Source organism: Ornithinimicrobium sufpigmenti, assembly GCF_004322775.1.
GTDB classification, from domain to species: Bacteria; Actinomycetota; Actinomycetes; order Actinomycetales; family Dermatophilaceae; genus Ornithinicoccus; species Ornithinicoccus sufpigmenti.
Window position 1 is genome coordinate 1,540,015 of record NZ_CP036403.1, and the last position, 21,449, is coordinate 1,561,463.

At 72.9% G+C, this 21,449-nt stretch carries 22 protein-coding genes; 10 read left to right on the forward strand and 12 right to left on the reverse strand.

Features of this window, described 5'->3' with window-relative positions; translation table 11 throughout:
• Window position 1 precedes the first annotated feature (1 nt).
• Together ESZ52_RS07020 and ESZ52_RS07025 are read right to left on the reverse strand one after the other, a co-directional pair.
• Window positions 2-520, reverse strand: coding sequence for an isoprenylcysteine carboxyl methyltransferase family protein (locus ESZ52_RS07020; RefSeq protein WP_131104301.1), 519 nt, complete (start codon window positions 518-520; stop codon window positions 2-4).
• Window positions 517-1,644 (reverse strand): type III polyketide synthase, encoded by a 1,128-nt coding sequence (locus ESZ52_RS07025; protein WP_131104302.1) that lies wholly within the window; start codon window positions 1,642-1,644, stop codon window positions 517-519. The genes ESZ52_RS07020 and ESZ52_RS07025 overlap by 4 nt, the downstream gene beginning before the upstream one ends.
• A gap of 41 nt (window positions 1,645-1,685) precedes the next feature.
• Between ESZ52_RS07025 and ESZ52_RS07030 the strand changes: the two genes are divergently transcribed.
• The 4 genes from ESZ52_RS07030 (at window position 1,686) to ESZ52_RS19220 (ending at window position 4,827) form a co-directional block, all read left to right on the forward strand.
• Window positions 1,686-2,531, forward strand: coding sequence for a UbiA family prenyltransferase (locus ESZ52_RS07030; RefSeq protein ID WP_131104303.1), 846 nt, complete (start codon window positions 1,686-1,688; stop codon window positions 2,529-2,531).
• A 73-nt stretch (window positions 2,532-2,604) separates the two neighbouring features.
• Window positions 2,605-4,059: a phytoene desaturase family protein gene (locus ESZ52_RS07035; RefSeq protein WP_131104304.1), complete on the forward strand. Its 1,455-nt coding sequence runs from the start codon at window positions 2,605-2,607 to the stop codon at window positions 4,057-4,059.
• A gap of 59 nt (window positions 4,060-4,118) precedes the next feature.
• Window positions 4,119-4,556, forward strand: coding sequence for an SRPBCC family protein (locus tag ESZ52_RS07040; protein WP_131104305.1), 438 nt, complete (start codon window positions 4,119-4,121; stop codon window positions 4,554-4,556).
• A 100-nt stretch (window positions 4,557-4,656) separates the two neighbouring features.
• Window positions 4,657-4,827, forward strand: a complete 171-nt coding sequence (locus tag ESZ52_RS19220; protein ID WP_181009953.1) for a hypothetical protein — start codon at window positions 4,657-4,659, stop codon at window positions 4,825-4,827.
• Here the strand turns inward: ESZ52_RS19220 and ESZ52_RS07045 are convergent.
• A complete protein-coding gene (locus ESZ52_RS07045) occupies window positions 4,824-5,684 on the reverse strand; it encodes an SDR family NAD(P)-dependent oxidoreductase (RefSeq protein WP_131104306.1) in 861 nt (286 codons plus the stop codon). The genes ESZ52_RS19220 and ESZ52_RS07045 overlap by 4 nt on opposite strands.
• Window positions 5,681-6,508, reverse strand: a complete 828-nt coding sequence (locus ESZ52_RS07050) for a DUF72 domain-containing protein (protein ID WP_131104307.1) — start codon at window positions 6,506-6,508, stop codon at window positions 5,681-5,683. The genes ESZ52_RS07045 and ESZ52_RS07050 overlap by 4 nt, the downstream gene beginning before the upstream one ends.
• Window positions 6,509-6,561: 53 nt before the next feature.
• On the opposite strand from ESZ52_RS07050, the gene ESZ52_RS07055 reads away from it, so the two are divergent.
• On the forward strand, window positions 6,562-7,440 hold the full coding sequence (locus ESZ52_RS07055; protein WP_238154517.1) for an alpha/beta fold hydrolase: 879 nt from the start codon (window positions 6,562-6,564) through the stop codon (window positions 7,438-7,440).
• On the opposite strand, the gene ESZ52_RS07060 is transcribed toward ESZ52_RS07055, so the two are convergent.
• Window positions 7,430-7,834 carry a YjbQ family protein gene (locus tag ESZ52_RS07060; RefSeq protein ID WP_131104309.1) on the reverse strand — a complete coding sequence of 135 codons (405 nt, stop codon included), beginning with the start codon at window positions 7,832-7,834 and terminating at the stop codon, window positions 7,430-7,432. The genes ESZ52_RS07055 and ESZ52_RS07060 overlap by 11 nt on opposite strands.
• A 66-nt stretch (window positions 7,835-7,900) precedes the next feature.
• Window positions 7,901-9,811, reverse strand: coding sequence for a BCCT family transporter (locus ESZ52_RS07065; RefSeq protein WP_131104310.1), 1,911 nt, complete (start codon window positions 9,809-9,811; stop codon window positions 7,901-7,903).
• Window positions 9,812-9,933: 122 nt separating this feature from the next.
• Between ESZ52_RS07065 and ESZ52_RS07070 the strand changes: the two genes are divergently transcribed.
• From ESZ52_RS07070 to ESZ52_RS07075, 3 genes are read left to right on the forward strand one after another with little or no spacing between them, the layout of a single operon-like run.
• Complete coding sequence (locus tag ESZ52_RS07070; protein ID WP_181009952.1) at window positions 9,934-10,623, forward strand: YwaF family protein; 690 nt, start codon at window positions 9,934-9,936, stop codon at window positions 10,621-10,623.
• A 10-nt stretch (window positions 10,624-10,633) separates the two neighbouring features.
• A complete protein-coding gene (locus ESZ52_RS19225) occupies window positions 10,634-10,780 on the forward strand; it encodes a hypothetical protein (RefSeq protein ID WP_181009951.1) in 147 nt (48 codons plus the stop codon).
• A gap of 48 nt (window positions 10,781-10,828) precedes the next feature.
• The gene (locus tag ESZ52_RS07075) at window positions 10,829-11,665 is read left to right on the forward strand and encodes a hypothetical protein (RefSeq protein ID WP_131104312.1); all 837 of its coding nucleotides are present in this window, start codon (window positions 10,829-10,831) and stop codon (window positions 11,663-11,665) included.
• Window positions 11,666-11,671: 6 nt separating this feature from the next.
• Here ESZ52_RS07075 and ESZ52_RS07080 read toward each other — a convergent pair whose 3' ends face one another.
• The 3 genes from ESZ52_RS07080 to ESZ52_RS07090 all read right to left on the reverse strand — a co-directional run bounded on the left by ESZ52_RS07080 (window position 11,672) and on the right by ESZ52_RS07090 (window position 16,471).
• Window positions 11,672-13,423 carry a DUF5671 domain-containing protein gene (locus ESZ52_RS07080; RefSeq protein WP_131104313.1) on the reverse strand — a complete coding sequence of 584 codons (1,752 nt, stop codon included), beginning with the start codon at window positions 13,421-13,423 and terminating at the stop codon, window positions 11,672-11,674.
• On the reverse strand, window positions 13,420-13,872 hold the full coding sequence (locus ESZ52_RS07085; protein WP_131104314.1) for a hypothetical protein: 453 nt from the start codon (window positions 13,870-13,872) through the stop codon (window positions 13,420-13,422). The genes ESZ52_RS07080 and ESZ52_RS07085 overlap by 4 nt, the downstream gene beginning before the upstream one ends.
• Before the next feature lie 127 nt (window positions 13,873-13,999).
• A complete protein-coding gene (locus ESZ52_RS07090) occupies window positions 14,000-16,471 on the reverse strand; it encodes a DNA gyrase/topoisomerase IV subunit A (RefSeq protein WP_131104315.1) in 2,472 nt (823 codons plus the stop codon).
• Window positions 16,472-16,733: 262 nt separating this feature from the next.
• Between ESZ52_RS07090 and ESZ52_RS07095 the strand changes: the two genes are divergently transcribed.
• Together ESZ52_RS07095 and ESZ52_RS07100 are read left to right on the forward strand one after the other, a co-directional pair.
• Window positions 16,734-17,069 carry a PadR family transcriptional regulator gene (locus ESZ52_RS07095; RefSeq protein ID WP_131104316.1) on the forward strand — a complete coding sequence of 112 codons (336 nt, stop codon included), beginning with the start codon at window positions 16,734-16,736 and terminating at the stop codon, window positions 17,067-17,069.
• Window positions 17,069-17,764 carry an HAAS signaling domain-containing protein gene (locus ESZ52_RS07100; RefSeq protein ID WP_131104317.1) on the forward strand — a complete coding sequence of 232 codons (696 nt, stop codon included), beginning with the start codon at window positions 17,069-17,071 and terminating at the stop codon, window positions 17,762-17,764. The genes ESZ52_RS07095 and ESZ52_RS07100 overlap by 1 nt, the downstream gene beginning before the upstream one ends.
• On the opposite strand, the gene ESZ52_RS07105 is transcribed toward ESZ52_RS07100, so the two are convergent.
• From ESZ52_RS07105 to ESZ52_RS07115, 3 genes are read right to left on the reverse strand one after another with little or no spacing between them, the layout of a single operon-like run.
• A complete protein-coding gene (locus tag ESZ52_RS07105; protein WP_131104318.1) occupies window positions 17,725-19,506 on the reverse strand; it encodes a cell wall-binding repeat-containing protein in 1,782 nt (593 codons plus the stop codon). The genes ESZ52_RS07100 and ESZ52_RS07105 overlap by 40 nt on opposite strands.
• Window positions 19,507-19,563: 57 nt before the next feature.
• The gene (locus tag ESZ52_RS07110) at window positions 19,564-20,427 is read right to left on the reverse strand and encodes an ABC transporter permease (protein WP_131104319.1); all 864 of its coding nucleotides are present in this window, start codon (window positions 20,425-20,427) and stop codon (window positions 19,564-19,566) included.
• Window positions 20,424-21,410, reverse strand: coding sequence for an ATP-binding cassette domain-containing protein (locus ESZ52_RS07115; RefSeq protein ID WP_131104320.1), 987 nt, complete (start codon window positions 21,408-21,410; stop codon window positions 20,424-20,426). The genes ESZ52_RS07110 and ESZ52_RS07115 overlap by 4 nt, the downstream gene beginning before the upstream one ends.
• Window positions 21,411-21,449 lie beyond the last annotated feature (39 nt).

Sequence of the window (21,449 nt, forward strand, 5' to 3'; positions counted from 1 at the left end):
GTCAGGTGAGCTGCCGCAGGGCCCGGTCCTCGACACGGGTCCGCACGGTGAGCAGCCAGGCGTTGAGGAGCGTGAAGACGACGGCGGTGACCCAGGCCCCGTGCACGAGCGGCAGCGCGAGACCCTCCAGCACCACGGCGACGTAGTTCGGGTGGCGCAGCCAGCGGTACGGGCCACCCTCGACCCGCTCGCCGCCCGGGACGACGATGACCCGCGTGTTCCAGGCCGGGCCCAGGACGGCGATGCACCACCAGCGCAGCCCCTGGGCGAGGAGCACGACGGCGAGCATGCTCCAGCCCAGGGCCGGCTCCCAGGACCGGTCCAGCCACCACACCTCCGCCAGCGCACCCGCCAGGAGGGCCAGGTGCAGCAGGACCATCGGCGGATAGTGCCCCTGACCGGACTCCACCCCACCCCGGGCGAGAGCGGCCCGGGCGTTGCGGGTGGAGATGACGAGCTCGGCGACCCGCTCCAGGGCCACCAGCCCGATCAGCAGGGTGAACCACTGCTCGCTGCTCACCCGGCCGCCTCCGGCTGCGACCCGGCCCCCTCCGGCTGGGCCGCCGGGGCGCGCAGCAGCACCGTCTCCAGGCAGAAGCCCGGGCCCATCGCCATGAGCAGCCCGTGGCTGCCGGGGGCGGGCGGGTGGTCGGCCAGGGTGTCGGCGAGCACGTGCAGCACCGAGACCGAGGACAGGTTGCCGATGCGACGCAGCGAGCGCCAGGTCACCCCGAGCGCCTCGTCGTCCACCTCCAGCGTCGCGGCGAGCGCCTGCAGGACCTTGGGCCCGCCCGGGTGGGCCACCCACCAGCCGATGTCGGCGCGTCGCAGCCCGTGCTGGCCCAGGTGCTGGTCGACGTCCTCCCGCACGTGCTCCCGGACCAGGTCCGGGACCTCGGTGCCGAGCACGATGCGCAGGCCGGAGGCGCCCACGTCCCACCCCATCGCCCCGGCGGTGTCGGCATACATCCGGCTCCGGCTGCTCACCACCTGCACCGGCGCGGCGCCCCCGGGCAGCGTGTGCCGCTCTGCGGCGCTGTCCCCGAGCATGACGACGGCGGCCGCCCCGTCACCGAAGAGACCGCTGGCCACCAGGTTGGCGGTCGAACCGTCGTCCTGCTGCAGGGTCAGGCTGCACAGCTCGACGGCCAGCAGCACCGCGACCCCGTCGGGCTCCCCGGCGAGCCACTCCCGCACCCGGGCCACCCCGGCGGCGCCGCCCACGCAGCCCAGCCCGACCAGCGGCATCCGGCGCAGGTCCGGCCGGAACGGCAGCCGGGCCATCAGCCGAGCCTCCAGGGACGGGACCGCGAGGCCGGTCACCGTGGTGGAGACGACCAGGTCCACGTCCTGGGGCCGAAGACCGGCCGCGGCCAGGGCGTCGGTCACCGCCTCCTCGGCCAGGTCCGTCCCGACCTTGATGAAGGCGTCGTTGGCAGTGCCGAAGTCGCGGGTCGCCTGCTCGTAGTCCTCCAGGGGCAGTGCCAGGTGCCGGGTGTCCACACCGGCGTTGGCGTGCAGCCGCTCCAGCACCCCGGTGCGGCCGGGGTCCAGGCCGACGACGCGCGCGAGCGCGGCCGTCAGCTCGTGCTGGGGGTAACGGTGTCGCGGGAGGGCCCCGCGGACGGCGGCGATCGCAGGCATTGCCCCAGCGTAGGGAGGCAGGGGCCTCCTAGGCTGGGTGGATGCCTTCCACCGCTGTCGCCGGCGCACTGGCGCGCGCGTGCCACCCGGGTCCGACGGTGGCGGTCACCCTGCTGGCGACCCTGCTCGCGGTCAGCGCCGGCGCCGGGCCCGCCCTGGTGGTCGCCGTCGCCGCTGCGGTGCTCACCGGACAGCTGGTCATCGGCTGGTCGAACGACCTGGTCGACCGGGACCGGGACGCCTCCTCGGGCCGCACCGACAAACCGCTGGTGGGGGGTGAGCTCTCGGTCGGGGTGCTGCGTCGGGCGGTGGCAGCGGCCGCGGGCACCACCGTGGTGCTCTCGCTGCTGCTGGGCTGGGTCGCCGGCGGGCTGCACCTGCTGCTCGTGGTCGGCTCCGGCCTGGCCTACAACGTGGGCCTGAAGGCGACCGCTGTCTCCTGGCTGCCCTACGCCCTGGCCTTCGGCAGCCTGCCGCAGGTCGCCTGGTGGGCCGGCGGGTCCGGACCGGTGGCATGGGCCGAGCTCGGTATGCCGTCCGCCGCGCCGTGGTGGGCCACGCTGGCGGGGGCGCTGCTCGGCGTGGGCGCGCACCTGCTCAACGCGTTGCCGGACCTGGCCGAGGACGAGCGTCAGGGGGTGCGGGGGCTGCCGCACCGGCTGGGGGCCGGTCCGGTGCGCCGTCTGGCGCCGCTGCTGCTGCTGGCCGGCGTGGTGCTGGCGGTGCTGGGTCCCGCGGGGGGCTGGCCGCTCGGCGTCCCGGGGCTGCTGACGCTGGTGCTCGCCGTCGCCCTGGCCGTGCTCGCCTGGACGCTGCCGGGCCGGGCACCGTTCGTGGCCTCGATGGGGATGGCGGTCGTGGCCGCGGCCGCCCTGGTCGTGGGCTGAGCCGGCCGAGACCGCTCGGGGCGCGGCGCGCTTGGACAGGACCGACCGTGCCCTGGTTGCGATACTCGGGCCCATGACGAGCAGCGGAACGGCCGTGGTGGTGGGGGCGGGACCGAACGGGCTGGCCGCCGCCGTGACCCTGGCCCGGGCGGGCGTCCCCGTCCGGGTGTACGAGCTGGCGGACACCCTGGGCGGGGGATCGAAGACCGCCGAGCTGACCGAGCCCGGGTTCCTCCACGACACCTGCTCGGCCGTGCACCCCATGGCCTACGCGTCGGCGTTCTTCACGCGGTTCGGCCTGCGCAGCCGGATCCCGCTCATCGACCCCGAGATCCCCTACGCGCACGGCCTCGACGCGGACCGCGCCGTGCTGGCGTGGCGGGACCTGGACCGCACCGCGGAGGGGCTCGGGCCCGACGCCAGGGCATGGCGCAGGCTCCTGGAGCCCTTCGTCAACCGGCCCGACCTGGTCGGCCGGCTGACCTCGGACTCTCCGCTGCGCCCGCCGCTGACCTCCCCCCTCGGGCTGGCCCGGATGGGGCTGAGCGTGCTGGACCAGGGCACCGCGCTCTGGGACCGGCGCTGGCAGACCGAGCAGGCCCCGGCCCTGCTGACCGGCGCGATGGGGCACCCGATCCAGCGGATGCCGGCTCCCGGTCCGACCGCGGCCGGGCTGGTGCTGGCCTCCCTGGCGCACATCGAGGGCTGGCCCATCCCCGTGGGCGGCAGCCAGTCGATCGCCAACGCCCTGGTCGAGGACGCCCGGGCCCACGGGGTGGAGTTCGTCACCGACCACGAGGTCCGCAGCCTGGACGAGCTCGGCGACGCCTCAGCGGTCCTCTTCGACACGAGCCCCAAGGCCCTGGTGCGGATCGCCGGGGACGCCCTGCCGGCCCGGTACGCCCGCCGGCTGCGCCGCTACAGCTATGGCGGCGGAGCGGCCAAGGTCGACTACGCCCTGTCCGGGCCCGTTCCGTGGAAGAGCCCGGAGCTGGAGCGGGCCGGGACCGTCCACCTCGGCGGGTCGCGGGGCCAGATGGTCGCCGCCGAGAACGCCGTCGCGGCCGGCCGCCACCCCGAGCGCCCCTACGTGCTGGTCTCCCAGCCGACCACCTTCGACCCGTCCCGGGCGCCGGAGGGGCGGCACCTGCTGTGGGCCTACACCCACGTGCCGTCCGGCTCGACCGTGGACCCGACCGAGGCGGTCACCCGGCGGATCGAGCAGTTCGCGCCCGGCTTCCGCGACGTCGTGCTGGCCTCCTCCTCCCGGTCTGCCGCGGAGCTGGAGGAGCACAACCCCAACTACGTCGGCGGCGACATCTCCGTCGGTCACGTCGGGGTCACCCAGCTCGTGGCCCGGCCGGTGCTGTCGACCGACCCGTGGCGCACGCCGGCCAAGGGGCTCTACCTGTGCTCCTCGGCCACCCCACCCGGTCCGGGGGTGCACGGGGTATGCGGTTGGCGCGCGGCACTCTCGGCCCTGCGGCACGAGTTCGGGGTCACCACCGCGCCCGACCTGTCTCCCTGACCCGCAACCAGACCCGCACGGCCTACCCGTCGACCACACCCACCCAGGAGCACCGAGAGATGTCTGTCAACACGAGGTCCATCGCCGCACCGCCGGAGGCCGTCTTCGCCGTGCTCGCCAACGGCTGGCTCTTCCCGGTCTGGGTGGTCGGCGCCACCCGCATGCGCGACGTCGACGAGGCCTGGCCCGCCGTCGGGTCCAAGCTGCACCACTCCGTGGGGGTCTGGCCGGCGCTGATCAACGACTCCACCTCCGTGCTGGAGTGGGACCCGCCGCGGCGCGCGGCGCTGCAGGCCCGGATCTGGCCGGTCGGCGAGGCGACGGTGATCCTCGATGTGGAGGCCGAGGGTCAGGGGTGCCGGGTCACGATCACCGAGGTGCCGGACAGCGGACCCCTGGCCAAGCTGCCGGACCCGCTGGCCAACGTGCCGCTGAAGATGCGCAACGTGGAGACCCTGCGCCGGCTGGCCTACCTCGCCGAGGGCGGCGCGGCCTGAGGCTCACGCCGCGCGTCCCACCGAGCCCACGTCGTGGCCGCCCGCGACGCCCCCTGGCTTGCGGATGCGCGGGCGGGCATCCGGTGCGACGGTGGGGACCATGAGCCAGACACCGGACGACGAGAACACCACGTCCCAGGGGTACGACCCCGAGCAGGACCCGGACGCCGACCCCGAGATGCTCACCTCCCAGCACCCGGACCACGACGGCGGGGAGAACCGGCGTGACCCGGCCGAGGGGGCCGTGGACGAGGCCGACGGGTCGCGCTAGGCCTGCTCCTGCGCCTCCGCGGCCAGTTTCAGGTAGCGCCGGAGGAAGATGCCGCTGGCCCGGCGCCCGACGACCGGGACCAGCCGCTCGCCGAGCACCGCCAGGTGCGCCATCGGCCACGGTGCCAGGATCATCTCCGGGTTCGTGGGCAGCGCCTTGATGACGACGGAGGCCAGCTTGTCAGGGTCCATGGGCCGGCCCTGGATCTGCCGGACCAGGCGCACGCCCACCTCGTTGGCGCCCGTCTCCGGCAGGTCCGGGTTGATGTTGGCCAGCAGCGGGGTGGCGACGAAGGCGGGGCAGACGACGTTGACCCGTACGCCGTGCCGGCGGGCCTCCACGCGCAGCGCCCGACCCAGGGTCACCACCGCGGACTTCACCGTGGAGTAGGGGATCATCGCGGGGATCGGCAGGATGCCGGCCAGCGAGGCCACGATCACCAGCTGTCCGTGGCCCTGTCGGCACATGAGCGGGTAGACGGAGTCCACGCCGTGCACCACGCCGCGCAGGTTGATGTCGATCTGGTCCGCCCAGTGCTGCGGCGTCATCTCCTCCAGGACACCGGCGACCGCGATGCCGGCGTTGTCGTAGAAGAGGTCGATCCGGCCGTGCGCGGCGACGACCTCCTCGGCCAGCCGCCCGTAGGCGTCCCTGTCCCGGACGTCCAGGAAGCGGTCGTCGTCGTGCAGAGGACGCAGGTCCGCGACCACGACCGTGTCACCACGGGCGCGGTGCGCCCGCGCGAGGGCGGCGCCGATCCCGCGGGCGCCGCCGCTGACGAGCACCACCTGCGGTCCGTCGTCCTTCGGGGAGCGGCCAGGCACCAGTCGCCGGGCCAGGGAAGAGACGGGGCTCATGGGTCCTCCAGGATCTGCATCAGGCGCATCGCGTCGTGCGGGGCGTGCACCTTGGTGTCGTTGTCGAAGTAGACGTAGACGTCGGCCTGCTGGCGCCACCGTCGGATCCGCGCGGCCCAGTCCTGCAGCGCGTCCTCGCCGTAGCCGCTGACGTAGAGCTCGGTGTCGCCGTGCAGCCGGACGTAGGCGACCGGGCTGGTGACCGCGTCGTAGTACGGCCAGAGCCCGGCCGCGTCGGCGATGACGATGCCGACCCCCTGCTGCTGCAACAGGTCCAGCAGCTCGGCGTTGTCGGCGAAGGTGGGGTGTCGGACTTCCAGCACGTGCTGCAGCGGCCGGTCGGGGTCGACCACCTCCAGGTGCGCGGGCTCGCGCAGCCGGTCGTCGTGACCGGCCGCGACCTGTGCGGCCTGGCCGTGGGTGCGCGGCAGCCGCGGCAGGAAGTCCTCCAGCTGGGCCCGGTCGTAGCGGTGACGCGGGGCCAGCTGCCACAGCACCGGGCCCAGCTTGGGGCCGAGCGCCAGCACGCCGGAGGCCCGGAAGTTGGCGAGCGCGACGTCGATGTCCCTCAGCTTCTTCATGTGGGTGATGAACCGGCTGCCCTTGACCGAGAAGACGAAGTCGTCCGGCGTCGCCGCCGCCCACGCGCGGTAGCTGCTGGGGCGCTGCAGGGAGTAGAAGGAGCCGTTGATCTCCACCGAGTCCATGCGTTGCGCGGCGTACTCCAGCTCCAGCCGCTGCGGCAGGCCTGTGGGGTAGAAGACCCCGCGCCAGGGCGGGTAGCGCCAGCCGGAGATGCCCACGCGGACCGGACGGTTGCTCACCCCTGGACGGTATGAGGTCCGTCCACCGCGCGCACGGCAGGACGGCCGCTAGCGTGGGTCAGGTGCACAGCTACAGCCACGACGGACTGACCTTCGAGGTTCTCGACGGCGGCCCGCCAGGGGGAGAGACCGTGGTCCTGCTGCACGGCTTCCCCGAGGACGCCACCGCCTACGACCAGGTGGCACCGCTGCTGCACGGGCACGGCCTGCGCACCCTGGCGCCCCACCAGCGGGGGTACTCCCGCGGGGCCCGTCCCCGGCGCGCCTCGGCATACCGGGTCGGCACGCTGGTCGACGACGTCGTGGCCCTGCTCGACGCCGCCGGGGTGCGGCGGGCGCACGTCGTCGGTCACGACTGGGGCGGGGCCATCGCGTGGGCGCTGGCGCAGCGCCGGCCCGACCGCGTCGCCAGCCTCGTCGTGCTGTCCACCCCCCATCCGCGGGCGCTGCGGTGGGCCGCCGCGCGCTCGGACCAGGTGTGGCGCAGCCGCTACATGCTGGCCTTCCAGCTGCCGCACCTCGCCGAGCTCCTGCTGGTCCGGATGGTGCAGGGCGAGGGCATGGTGCGCAGGGGGGTGCCGGTCGAGCACCAGCGCAGGTATGCCGCGCGGCTGCGCCGCCCGACCGACCTGCGCGGACCGGTGAACTGGTACCGCGCACCGCTGCGGCCCCGCCTCCCCGGGAGCCGGTGGCACCACCTCGAGGCCGGGGACAGCGGCCTGCCCCAGGCACCGGTGCGGGTGCCGACCACCTTCGTGTGGGGCCGGCACGACGTCTACCTGGGCCGGACCGCGGCGGAACGCACGGCGGCCTACGTCGACGCCGACTACCGGTTCGTCGAGCTGGACGCCGACCACTGGCTGCCCGAGCGGGAGCCCGAGGCGGTGGCCCACGAGATCGTCGCCCGCGTGGGGGAGACGGTCAGCCGCTGAGCAGGTCCAGGCGCACCGAGCGCTCGGCGTTGTCGACGTTGAGGTCGACCAGGCAGATGCTCTGCCACGTGCCCAGCATCAGCCGGCCGTCCTCGACCGGCACCGTGGCGTAGGGCGGCAGGAACGCCGGCATGACGTGCGAGCGGCCGTGGCCGCGCGAGCCGTGCGCGTGGATCCACCGGTCGTCGGCGGGGAGCAGGTCGGCGAGGGCGGCCAGCAGGTCGTCGTCCGAGCCCGAGCCGGTCTCGATGACCGCCAGCCCGGCGGTCGCGTGCGGGACGAAGACGTGCAGCAGCCCGTCGCCGTGGCCACGGACGAACTCGGCGCAGTCGCCGGTGAGGTCGTGCACGACCTCGTGGCCGCCCGTCCGCACGGTCAGCGTGGTGGTCCTCATGGTGCGGGTCTCCTCCTGGGTGGGTCGGCGGACGTGAAGGGATCAGTCGGCGCGTCAGTCGGTGGATCAGTCGGCGGAGCGGTCGCCGCCGGGTCGTCGGGTCAGCCCGTCGGGCCGGGTCACCGGGCGCCGGCGACCACGCCCGATGCGGCGTCGACGGGTGCGGGCGTCGGTGTCGTCCTCGGTCTGGACCGCTGGGGCCTCCTCCGGCTCTGCCGGCTCCACGAACACCTCGTTGCCGTCGGCGTCGCGCAGGACGACGGCCCTGTAAGCGGCCGTCTCGGGAGCCGCGATGATCTGGCCCTCCTCGGTGACGTAGTGCGGATCGCGCTCCACCGTGGCCTCGGTGTAGACGTCCTCGCCCTCCTCGCGCCGTCGTTCGGCCTCGTCCGGGGGCAGGACCTGTCGCCACTGCTTGGTGGCCAGGGGCAGCAGCTCACCGGCGTCCTCGCGCATGGCGCGGTTCAGCGCCCACATCATCAGGTAGCCCATGGCGAAGAAGGGCAGGCCGACGATGGTGATGAAGTCCTGCAGCGAGTCCAGGCCGGCGTCGGGGGAGAAGGTGAGCAGGACGGCGGCGACCACCCCGATGGCCAGCGCCCAGATGACCCGCTGCATGACCGGGACGCGGGAGTCGTCGTCGTGGCCCCGAGCCATCGAGTCCAGGACCATGGAGGCCGAGTCCATCGAGGTGACGAAGAAGAACGCCACGAGGACGATCGCGAAGACCGACGTGGCTGTCGTCCACGGGAAGTGGGCGAGGAACTCGAACAGCGCGACCTCGGGCCCCTCGTTGAGCACCGAGTCGACGAGCTGGCCGCCACCGTCGGCGTTGTTGATGATGTCGAAGCTGGCGAAGGCGATGACGCCGTACCAGATGACCGAGAAGCTGACCGGGGCCAGGAGCACACCCGTGATGAACTCGCGCACCGTCCGGCCCCGGGAGATGCGGGCGATGAAGATGCCGACGAAGGGGCTCCAGGTGATGGTCCAGGCCCAGTAGAAGATGGTCCAGCTCTGCTGCCAGCCGACGTTGTCGTCGAAGGCGTCGTTCCAGAACGCCAGACCGGGCAGGCTCTGGGCGTAGTAGCCCACGGACTCGATCGTCCCGCGCAGCAGGTGCAGCGTGGGGCCGGCCAGCAGGACGAAGAGCATCAGCCCGACCGCCGCCAGGATGTTGACGTTCGAGAGGACCTTGATCCCCTTCTCCAGGCCGAGCGCGACCGAGATGAGGGCGGTGAGGGAGACGACCGCGACGATCATGATGATCGACAGGGAGTTCTGGCCGATGCCCAGCACCGCGGCCAGGCCGGCGTTGATCTGCAGGGTCCCGAGCGCGATCGAGACCGCGACGCCGAAGAGCGTGCCGACGATCGCGACGATGTCGATGGCCTTGCCGACGGGGCCGTGGATGCCCTTGTCACCGAGCAGGGGGTGGAACAGCGAGCTGACCCGGGGCGGCAGGTTGCGCTGGTAGATGAAGTAGGCGAAGGCCAGGGAGGGCAGGGCGAAGATCGTCCAGGTGTGCAGGCCGAAGTGGTAGAGGGTGAAGCTGATCGCCTGCTGCGCGGCCTCCTGGGTCTCGCCCTCGACGTCGGCCATCGGTGGGTTGGCGAAGTGGTTGACCGGCTCGGCGACCCCCCAGAACAGCAGGATCGTGCCGATGCCCGCCGCGAAGAGCATCGCGAACCAGGCGATGAAGGAGTGCTCGGGCGGCTCGTCCTTCGGGGACAGCCGGATCCGCCCGAACCGGCTGGCGGCGGTGAAGACCAGGTAGATGAGGAAGACCGTCACGCCGAGGATGTAGAACCAGCCGAGGTTGGTGATGATCCAGCTCGAGCCTGAGGCGAAGACGCTGGAGGCCTGGGTCGGGAAGGCCAGGGTCAGCACGATGAAGACGACGGACACCGCGAAGGACCCGAAGAAGATCGTGGGCGACGTCCGCAGACCGAGCTTGTCGTGCAGTGACCTGAGCATGATGACCTTCCAGCCGACGGACGGTGACCACCCCCGATGTGCGGCGGCCCGGGACGCGATCCACCGTAACGAAAGACCGCAGGTGGGCAACCTGAGCGGCTCCGGACGGCATACTGTGCCCGGTGCGGCACTTCTTCCGGCACGAGGTGGACCCGTTGGTGATCGGCGGCCCCGACCACCGCGCCTACCTCGTCTTCTACCTCACCCTGCTGGTGCTGCTGGTGTCCGCCCGCGACCTGGTGCGGCGCCGGCAGGAGCTGGTGCGCCGGACGCTGGTGCTGGTGACCGTGGCGCAGCAGCTGGTGATGTATGGCGTCCACCTGACCCGTGGCGACCGCTGGGACCAGGCGCTGCCGCTGCACGTGTGCCGGGTGTGCACGCTGCTGGGTCTGGTCTGGCTGCTGACCGGCGAGGACGGGGCCATGCAGGTCGCCTTCTACCTCGGCCTGTTCGCCTACGGCAGCCTGGCCTACCCCTACGGGATCGAGCCGCGGGACCACGTCATGGGGTGGAGCTTCGTGGTCAACCACTCCCTGACCCTGCTGCTGCCGGTGTACGCCGGGATCGTGCACGGCTGGCGGCCCCACCTGCGCGGCCTGCGCTGGTCCTACCTGACCTTCCTGGGCTACCTGGCGGTCGCGGACCTCACCAACCGCCGGACCGGCGGCAACTACTTCTACCTGCAGGACCGGCCCGTCCTGCGCTCGCTGTCGCACCGGCGTTACCTCGCGACCGTCGCGGCCGGCGCGGGCGTCCTGTTCGGTGCAGGGTATGCCGTCTCGCGGCTCTGGTCCGGGCCGCGCCTACCATGACGGTGTCGACGTGGACGAGAGAGCGGTGAGCGCGATGGACAACGTCTGGACGATCGTGGTGATGGTGCTGCTCGGGGTCCCGCTGTTCCTCGGTCTCCGCTACCTGGCTACCAGGCGGGCGATCGACCGGGCGCGGCGGCGGCAGTCGGGCCGGTGAGCCGCTGGCTAGGCAGGGTGGCAGCGGTTCTGACCGGGAGGCGCTGACGTGGGGCGGTTGATCTTCCTGGTCGCCCTCGTGGCGCTGCTGGCACTGGTCGTCATCGTCGTGCTGCGGGCCCGGGACGCCCTGGTCGACCGGGCCGACCGGGCCGCCCGCATCGGTCCGGACCAGCGCCGGCAGCAGGCCCTGGAGGAGGCCCGACAGCGGTTGCGCGCTGCGGAGAAGAGCCACGCCAAGCGGGTCCGGCGGGCTCGCAAGCAGGTCACCGTGGCGGGCCGCGACCTCGTCCTCGCCAAGGTGGGGCCGCTGGTCCTGGGCGCCTGCACCCTCACGGTGAAGAAGAGGATGTACGAGCTCAGCCCCTCCACCGTCTTCCGGGTCGACGTCGAGGGGGAGATCAGGCAGGTGGTCACCCGGCGCGGGGACGGCGGGAAGCCGGAGAAGACCGTGCGCGACGACCAGCGGGAGGTCTTCGTGACGATCAGCGACGACGCCTGGGCCGACGTGGTCAAGCTGCCCCCTACCCAGCTGGAGGGCGCCCGGCGACTGCAGGCCGTCGGTGAGGCCGCGGTCCGCAACCTGCAGACCGCCCGGGACGAGCGGGACGTCCGCATCCTCGCCGCCGAGGCTGAGCTGGAGAGCGTCCTGACCGACACCGCTGACGTGGACGCAGCCCGGATGACGGTGGAGGACCTCGAGGGGGTCGGGCCCCGGCGGATCGACGTTCCCGAGCCGCCGACGCAGGCAGCGGATGCTCTGGACACGCCGGACGGTCGAACCCAGGCGGGCGACGCCGCCCCCGGTCACCACGCTGACGACGGCCCTGACGACGACCCTGACGACGGCCCGTACGACGACCCCTACGGGCGCGAAGAGCGCTGACCGGGCTCAGCGCCGGACCGGCAGCACCTGCAGCCCGTCCGCGCCGGCCACGACCACCAGGTCCCCGGCGGGAGCGGCGTCGAGAGCCCCGACCAGGTCGTCGAGCGACCACGGCGCGGCGCCGTCGTCGGCCCGGACGACGAGCCGCGCCTGCGCGCCCGTGCGTCGGGCCAGCTCGGCCACGACATCGGGCGCATCGGCACCGACGAGCAGCACCCGACGGTCGAGGCTCTCCCGATCCTGGCGGCCCCCGGCCGTGGCCGACGCGGTCGTCTCCTCCGGCGCCAGAGCCCGGTCGGCCCGGAAGACCGTCCAGTGGTAGGCCGAGAGCAACGAGGCGGTGACCAGGACGCCGACCGCGAACCGGATCCGGCGCAGGGTCTCGGCGTCCAGCTGGCCGGCCAGCGCGTCCTCCAGGACCAGGTAGACCAGGGTGAGCAGGGCGATGACCGCGGCCAGGCCCATGAGCCCGAAGAGCACCAGCAGGTAGAACCGCCGCGTGGGGGAGGCGACCTCGGTGGGCGGGTCCTGCGCCCGGGCCAGCTGCACCAGGCGCCAGTGCCACCACCACACCGGCAGGCCGACCACGAGCAGGACGAGGGCCCCCAGCAGGGCGTTGACCGCGGAGCCACCGACGACCAGGTCGGCCCCGGCGGCGAGCGCCTCGACCAGCGTGACCAGCACCATGACGAGGCCGGCCCCGGCGGCCCCCAGCCCGACGGCGGACAGTAGGTACTCGTAGACCCGGCGGACCTCGTCACGCGGCGCGGCCCGGCGTGCGGCCAGCACCTCCTGGTGGTACCACCCCACGAGCAGCCCGACGACGATCGTGCCCAGCTGGCCCGGGGCGGCGAGGAAGTGCCCCCGCGCCGAGACCGCACCCGGGTCCCCGACCAGCCAGACCAGCACGTGCCACAGCAGCAGGCTCCCGGCGGTGATGGCTGCGACGAGGGCGGCCCCCACGCCGGCGAGCAGCACCAGCGCCAGCCAGCCGGTGTCCCGTGGCCCGCGGGCCAGGCCGCGCACCCAGTACACCGCCCAGAAGGCGCCGGCCCCGACCAGCAGCGTCAGCCCCTCGAGCATGTCCGGGGCGGTCGTCGGGACCAGGGAGGGGCCGGTGAGACCGAGCAGCTCCCGCAGTGCGGCCCCCAGCACGGTGACGAGCCCGACCGCGGCCGCCACCAGGGTGATGAGGGTGCCGAGGAGGCGCTCCAGGCGCAGCTGGCCCGGGGCCGTGCTGAGCCGACCCCAGCGCCGGTGCACCCACCAGATCGCCAGCCACACCAGCACCTGCACCAGCGTTCCGGGCCGCCTGGGGCCGTGCAGGAACGAGTCGGCGGCCCCCTGCCAGCCGGAGAGGATCACCAGCAGGCTGATCACCAGCACGAGGGTGAGGTAGGCCGTCCACAACGCGGCCCGTCCCTCCCTGGGCTCCGCACGATGCCGCCGGCGGGTCCACCAGGCCAGGGCGACCCACAGCGGCAGGGCGATGACCGTGAAGGTGAGGTACAGCGCCAGCAGGCTGTCGTCCCACGCCATGGTGGCCGTGGGGTCCACCGCGGCGTCCAGGAGCCGACGGAGGAGCCCCGTCAGGCCGGAGCCGGCGGCGAAGAGCAGCCCGGCCAGGATCAGGTACTGGAAGAACTGCCGCACCGGGTTGCCGGTGTCGGCGGTGAGCTGCGCGCTCCCGCCGCGGCGCTGCCCGGCCACGACGACGGCCGCGACGACCACAGCGAGGAGGAGGAGGGCGAGGATCACGGCCGCGTCACCTCCGGACGGCAGGTGTAGAGCGGCCAGGGGGTGCCGGTGACCAGCCACTCGCCGTCCACCTGGCGCAGCTCCAGGGTCTCCTCGTTCGTCCACTCCGAGGCGTCGAACGGGCCGCCCGAGGCGCTGACCACGTCCAGGCGCACCGTCGCGCGGTCACCGTCGACGGAGGTGTCCCTCAGCACGACCCGGGCCCCGGGCCTGACCCATGACTCCTCGACGTGCTGGGCGGTGCAGCCGGCGGCCGGGTCGAGGTGCCGGACGGCTTCCTCGCCGTCCTTGGCGACGGCTGCCACGGCGTAGGACTGCACGGCGGCCTCGGGTGAGCCCTCGGCATACCCCGGATCCGCCCGGGTCGCCGAGAGGACGGCCGCGACCACCGCCAGCAGCAGCAGACCCGCGACGGCTGCGAGGAGGATGCGGGTGGGCCGGTCGGACATGCCTGCATGCTGCCACCGCGCGGCGCCGAAGCACCAGCGCCTCGCCGGTGCGACCCTGTCCGAGATCAGGCGTCGACGTCGCAGGTCAGCCGCGATCTGCGCCGGCCGGCCGACAGCGAGGCGCGTCCTAGCCGAGCGCGGCGATCGGGGCCGGTGCGGGTGTGCCGGAGCCGTCCCGCTTGTCTCCGGTCTCGGGCAGCTCCACCGCGACCCCGTTGCCGGAGGCGGCGCGGGCGGGGGCGGCTCCGGCCCACGCCAGGACCAGCGCGTCCTCGCCGCGCACGAAGCGGTGGCAGCGCACCCCACCGGTGGCCCGCCCCTTGCTCGGGTAGGCCCACATGTCGGTCACCTTGACAGAGCCGTTCTGGGCGCCGGGTGGTGCGCCTGCGGAGCCGGCCACGGTGACGACCACGTTCTCGGCCTCGGGGTCGACGGCGGTGAAGGAGACCACCGTCGCGCCCGGAGCCAGCTTGATGCCGGCCACGCCGCCACCGGCCCGGCCCTGCGGCCGGACCAGGCCGGCGGAGTAGTGCAGGAGCTGGGCGTCGGAGGTCACGAAGACCAGCGACTCCTCGCCGGTCGCCAGCTCCACCGCGCCGACGACGCTGTCACCGTCCCTCAGCGCGATCACCTCGAACTCCGAGCGGTTGCCCGGGAGGTCCGGGTTGACCCGCTTGACCACGCCCTGGCGCGTCCCGAGGGTGAGGCCCGGTCCTTGACCGTCGAGGGTGCAGAGGGTCAGCGCGCGCTCGTCCGGGGGCAGGTCGAGGTATGCGGTCAGCGGCGCCCCGCCGGACAGCGAGGGCGCGTCCGCGGTCGGGGGCAGCGTCGGCAGCTCCAGCACGGACAGCCGCAGCACCCGCCCCGCGGAGGTGACCACCCCGATCTCCCCTCGCGCGGTGGTGCGGACCGTGGCGGTGATGAGGTCGTGCTTCTTGCGCCGGCCGCCGGTGCCCAGGTCCTCGTCCGTCGTCGTCCGGGCCACCAGGCCCGTGCTGGACAGCAGCACCCAGCAGGGGTCGTCGGCGACCTCCAGGTCCAGCGGCGCCTTGCCGGCAGCCAGGGTGGCGGCGGACGACATACCGGGTCCGCCCGCCGACTCCAGGAGCACCGTGCGCCGGGGGGTGCCGTGCTCCTTGGCGACCTCGGCGAGTTCGTCACTGACCATCCGCAGCAGCAGCTGCTGGTCGGCCAGGATCGCCTCGAGCCGCTCGATCTCGCGCTGCAGCTCGTCGCGCTCGGCCTCCAGCTCGATGCGGGAGAACTTGGTCAGCCGGCGCAGCTGCAGCTCCAGGATGTAGTCGGCCTGGACCTGGGAGAGGTCGAAGACCTGGATCAGCCGTTCCTTGGCGATCCGTGCGTCGTCGGAGGAGCGGATGAGCTGGATGACCTCGTCGATGTCCAGGATCGCCACCAGCAGCCCCTCGACCAGGTGCAGGCGGTCCTGCTTCTTGCCCAGCCGGTGCTCGGTGCGGCGCCGCACGACGTCGGTGCGGAAGTCGACGTAGACCTGGAGCAGCTCCTTCAGGCCCAGGGTGCGCGGCTGGCCGTCGACGAGCGCGACGTTGTTGATGCCGAAGGACTCCTCCATGGGCGTGAGCTTGTAGAGCTGCTCGAGCACCGCCTCGGGGTTGAAGCCGGTCTTGATCTCGATGACCAGCTGCAGGCCCTTGGAGCGGTCGGTGAGGTCGATGATGTCGGAGATGCCCTGCAGCTTCTTGGACTGCACCAGCTGCTTGACCTTCTCGATCACCTTCTCGGCGCCCACCAGGTAGGGCAGCTCGGTGACCACGATGCCCTTCTTGCGCGCGGTCACGTTCTCGATCCGGGCGCTGGCGCGGGTGCGGAAGGAGCCGCGGCCGCTCTCGTAGGCGTCGCGGATCCCGTCCAGGCCGACGATGCGCCCGCCCAGGGGCAGGTCGGGGCCGGGCACGAAGCGCATCAGCGCGTCCAGGTCGGCGTCCGGGTGGGCGATGAGGTGCCGGGCCGCGCCGATCACCTCCACCAGGTTGTGCGGCGGCATGTTGGTGGCCATCCCGACGGCGATGCCGGTGGCGCCGTTGACCAGCAGGTTGGGGAAGGCCGCGGGCAGCACCTCCGGCTGGGTGAGCTGGTCGTCGTAGTTGGGCACGAAGTCGACGGTGTCCTCGTCCAGGCTGGCCGTCATCAGCAGTGCCGCCGGGGCCATCCGCGCCTCGGTGTAGCGGCTGGCGGCGGGTCCGTCGTCGAGGGAGCCGAAGTTGCCGTGCCCGTCGACCAGCGGCAGCCGCATCGTGAACGGCTGCGCCATCCGGACCATCGCGTCGTAGATCGCGGTGTCCCCGTGCGGGTGGTACTTACCCATCACCTCACCGACCACGCGGGAGCACTTGACGTGGCTGCGGTCGGGCCGCAGACCCAGCTCGTGCATCGCGTAGAGGATCCGGCGCTGCACCGGCTTCAGGCCGTCGCGGGCGTCCGGCAGCGCGCGGGAGTAGATGACCGAGTAGGCGTACTCCAGGAAGGCCCCCTCCATCTCCTCCTGGACGTCGACCTCGACGATCTTCTCCTCGACGTCGAAGAGGTCCGGCTCCTGGGAACGGCGGGTGCGGCGGGCCATGGGGTGGTGGTGCTCCTGGTGGTGTCGGGGCGAGGGGTGCTCGACGGGGTCCGGATCAGGGTATGTCGTGCCGCCCTGCGGGCAGAGCAGGCGCGGCGTGCGGTCGTGGTCGGCCGGGGCTCTGGGGGTCTTGGCCCGGCGGTCCCGGTCCTGCGGTCGCGGTCCTGCCCCTTCTGCGTCCCGGCGCGAAGACCGCAGGACCACAGTCGCCGGACACCGGTCCCTTGCGCGACAAGGTAGGGCGTGGGGTACCTTGTGACGCATGGCATCGGCGCAGGCGGTCACCCAGCTCCGCAGGGGGGTCCTGGAGCACTGCGTCCTGGCCCTGCTCCGGGACGAGGAGCGCTACGGCTACGACCTCGTCACCGAGCTCTCCGAGGCCGGCCTGCTCGCCAGCGAGGGCACGATCTACCCGCTGCTCAGCAGGCTGCGCAAGGAGGAGCTGGTGCGCACCTCCTGGCGGGAGTCGCCCAGCGGACCGCCGCGCCGCTACTACGCGCTCACCGACCAGGGCCGGGCGGCCCTGAGCGACTTCACCCGGTCGTGGACGGACTTCAGGGCCTCCGTCGACCAGATCCTGCTCGGAAGGACAACCTGATGATGACTGCGCTCGACCACCCGCTGGTGCAGGACTACCTGGACCGGCTGCACGCCGAGACCGCGCGCCTGCCTGACCCCGAGGGCCGGGAGCTGCGGATGCAGATCCGCGAGCACCTCACCGAGGCCCTGCCCGCGAGGCCCTCCGAGAGCGAGGTGCGCGACGTCCTCGACCGGCTCGGTGACCCGGTCGACCTGGTGGACGCCGCAGAGGGTGTCGACTCACGGACCGGTGCCGCCCGGCGGCGCGGGCGCGAGGGCGCGCGACGCGAGCCCGAGGGCGCCTGGCGCGAGGCCGGGGCTCTGGTGGGTCTCGTCGGCGGGGCGCTGCTCTTCTGGCTGCCGCTGGTCAACGTGGTGCTGTGGGTCGGAGGTCTCGTGCTCCTGGTCCTCTCCCGCCGCTGGAGCGTGGCCGACAAGGTGTGGGGTGCGCTGATGCTCGGCCTCGGCCCCTGGCTGTTCCTCCTCGCTGCCGCACTTCCCTGGGTCATGACCACCGAGGCCTGCATGTCCGACGAGGCGGGAGTCGTCACCTGCACCGGTGGCGGTGACGGCGGCCTGACCGCCCTCAACATCATCGTCTGGGTCCTGACCATCTCCTACGTCGTCCTCTACGTGGGGACCCTGGTGCGGCTGATCCGGGCGGCTGCGCGGGCTCAGCCGTCCCGCATGTCCGAGACCGTCGTCAGCGTGTAGCCGTTGCTGCGCAGGATCGAGACGATCTGCGGCAGTGCCTCACCGGTCTTGTAGCCACCGAGGTGGGCCAGGACGATGGTGCCGGACGGCGGCAGCGGGGAGGTGGTGCGGCTGACGATCTGGGCGGTCGTCGTGGCCGGGTCCCAGTCGATGGTGTCGCGGCCCCACATGACCGTCACCGGGTAGCCGGCTCCGGCGGCGAGGTTGCGCACCCGGGCGTCGTGGGAGCCGTACGGCGGGCGCCAGAGCGGCTCGACCGGCATCTGCGACAGCTGCTCCAGCACCGGCTCGGCGTCGGCCAGCTCGGCGCGGACGAAGGCGTCGGTCATCGTCCGGTTGCACGGTGCCCCGTTGGGAGAGCCGCCGCCGCCGCGGACCAGGTCGCAGTGGTGGACCGTGTGGTTGCCCATCTCGAACAGCTCGGGGTGCGCGGCGATCTTGGCCATCACCTTCTGGCCCTGGGTGGAGTCGGCCGAGAGGCTGGTCGGGAAGAAGGTGGTGCACACCTGGTTGGCGACCAGGTAGTCCACGATCTGCTCGGCCCCGTCAAGCCGTCCGCCCATGTCGAGCGTGAAGGCGAGCTTCTTGCTGCTCGTGCCGGGCACGGTGGTGAGGATCTTCTGGCTCTCGGTGGCGGGGTAGGTGGGGCCGGCCCAGCAGACCCCGCGCTCGCGCTGGACGGCTCGGTCGATGTCGAGGGTCATCGACCCGCGACCGCCGAGCAGGTATGCCGTGCGCGGGGTGATCCGCCGCAGCTCGGTGGCCACGGCTCCGGGCAGGGACCCCGGGCGGGTGAGCAGCACCGGCCCCCGGGTGGTGGCGGTCGTGGGGACGGCGGCCAGGGCGTCGGGATAGGCAGCACCGGTCGCGATGTTGACCCCGGGCCGGTTGGTGCCGAACACCCGCTGGGAGATGGCGACCGAGGTGGCATACCGGTCCGCCCCGGAGATGCGCTCGGTGGGGGCGATGGAGCGCAGGTCCTGCAGGACGGCCTCGGACACGACCCCGCCGGCGCCCGCGACGAGGATGCGGCTCGGGTCGAGGCGGACGATCTCGGCGCGGACGGCGGACGGGATCGAGGTGCGCTCGGTCAGCAGCACCGGCCCGTCCTGGACGGCGGCTGCCGCCCCGGCGGCCAGGGCGTCCGGCCAGCCCTGCCCGGTAGCGACCCAGACGATGCCCGCGCCGCCGGGGAAGGCGTCCTGGCTGATGCGCACGGACGTGCCGTAGCGGTTGGTGCCGGCGAGGCGGGTGACCGTCCCGGCGGTCAGGGCGCGCAGCTCGGACACGACCCCGTCGCTGACGGCCGAGCTGCCGCCGACCACGATGATCCGCCCAGGTTGCAGCCGCCGCAGCTCGGCGGCCGTGGCCTCGGGCACCGAGCCGGGCCGGACGAAGAGCACGGGGGCGTTGCGGCTCTCGGCGGCGGGTCCGGCGCTGAGCGCGTCGGGGTAGTTGACGCCGCTGGCGACATAGGCGACCGGCACCTTGGGGCTGAAGAAGCGGGCGCTGACCTGGGCCGCCGTGCGGTAGCGGTCGGCCCCCTGCAGGCGCTCCACCCGGAAGTTGAGGTCTCGCGCGGGTGCGTGGTCGCCGCCGACGGCGGCCTGGTCGGCCGGTGGCGGTGTCTGGGCCTGGACGAGACCGGGACTGACGGCGAGCGCCGCGCCGGCCAGGACGGCGGTGAGGCGGGCGACCAGGCGGGTGCCGACGCGTGTGCTGAGGCGGGTGCTGCGTTGCATGGTGGGTTCCTCTCGACGCCCACGTAGTCGCGGGGGCAGCGCGAAAGGTTCAGTGGCTCACCGGGAGGAGACCTTGCGGAACCGGGCCACCGTCAGCGGCACGAAGACCAGCAGCATCACCGCCGACCCGACCAGGACGGTGACGACGGGGTACTGCATGGGGAAGGTGTCCGCGGGCGGCGCGGCACCGGTGTTGCCGAACAGCTCGCGCGCGGCCTGGACCAGCGCCGAGACGGGGTTCCAGTTGGCGATGAACTCCAGGGGCCCCGGGAGCCTGGAGGCCTGCACGAAGGCGTTGGAGATGAAGGTCAGCGGGAAGAGCACCATGAACGAGGCGTTGTTGATGACCTCCGGGGTGCGCACGACGATGCCGAGCAGGGTCATCACCCAGCTGAACGCATAGCTGAACAGCAGCAGGATCGCCACGCCGGCGAGGAAGGCGAGCACGCCCTCCCGGAAGCGCCAGCCGACCAGGAAGCCGGTGAGCATCATGATCACCATCGAGATGGCGTTGAGGACCAGGTCGGCGTTGGTCCGTCCGAAGAGGACGGCCGAGTCGTGCATCGGCAGCGTCCGGAAGCGGTCGATCATCCCCTCCTTGAGGTCCTGGGCCATCTGGTAGCCGCTGAAGGTGGACCCGAAGAGGACCGTCTGGCCGAAGATGCCGGCCATCAGGTACTCGGTGTAGTTGCCGCCGTCGATCTCGATGGAGCCGCCGTAGACCTGGGAGAACAGCAGCACGAACATGATCGGCTGCAGCACGGCGAAGAGGAGCATCTCGGGGTTGCGCCGGAACTTGATCAGGTTGCGCCAGGTGACGGTCCGCACGTCGCTGGCCCAGGTCCCGATCGTGGCGGTGGTGGGCCGTGCCCACCCTGTTCCCCCTGCGCCCTCTGTGCGGTATGCCGTGGATGTGCTCATCGCCTGTCCTCCTGTTCGGGCTGCTCTCCCTCACCGGTGGCGTCCCGGCCGGTGAGGGAGAGGAAGACGTCGTCCAGCGTCGGCCGGCGCATCCCGGCGTCGTGCAGTGCGACCCCGGCCTCGCCCAGCTCGGCCAGGACGTGCCGGAGAGCCTGCGGGCCGCCCGCGACGGGCACGCCCAGCGTGCGTCCGGAGGAGTCGACCTGCACCTCCTCGCTGCCGTGCCGGGTTAGGACGGCACGGGCAGTCCCGGCGTCGGCGGCGTCGACGAGGGTCACCACGACCCGGTGCCCGCCGACCTGGCCCTTGAGCTCGTCCGCGGTCCCCTCGGCGATCACGGTGCCCTGGTCGATCACGCTGATGTGGTCGGCCAGCTGGTCGGCCTCCTCGAGGTACTGGGTGGTCAGCAGCACCGTGGTGCCGTCGGCGACCAGGCTCTGGATGATCTCCCACATGCCGATCCGGCTGCGCGGGTCCAGCCCGGTGGTGGGCTCGTCGAGGAAGAGGACCTGCGGGCGGTTGACGATCGCCCCGGCCAGGTCGATGCGGCGCCGCATACCTCCGGAGAAGCCCTTGACGGGGCGATCGGCGGCCTCGACCAGGTCGAACTCCTCCAGCAGCTCGGCAGCCCGCGCCCGCGCCCGGGCCGCGCCCAGGTGGTAGAGACGGCCGACCATCTCCAGGTTCTCCCGGCCGGTGAGGTGCTCGTCGACCGCGGCGTACTGGCCGCTGGCGCCGATCACCTGCCGCACCCGGTCCGGCTCGGCGAGCACGTCGATGCCCGCGACCCGCGCCGAGCCGGAGTCCGGCTGGAGGAGGGTGTTGAGCACCTTGACCGTGGTGGTCTTGCCGGCTCCGTTGGGTCCGAGGAGCCCCTTGACCGTGCCCTCGGGCACCGTGAGGTCCAGACCGGCCAGCGCGTGCACGTCCCCCGTGCGGGAGCGGTAGGTCTTGCGCAGGTCCTGCGCCTCGATGATCGCCACGAACTGCGATGCTATGCCCGGCCACCGACGGACCACCCA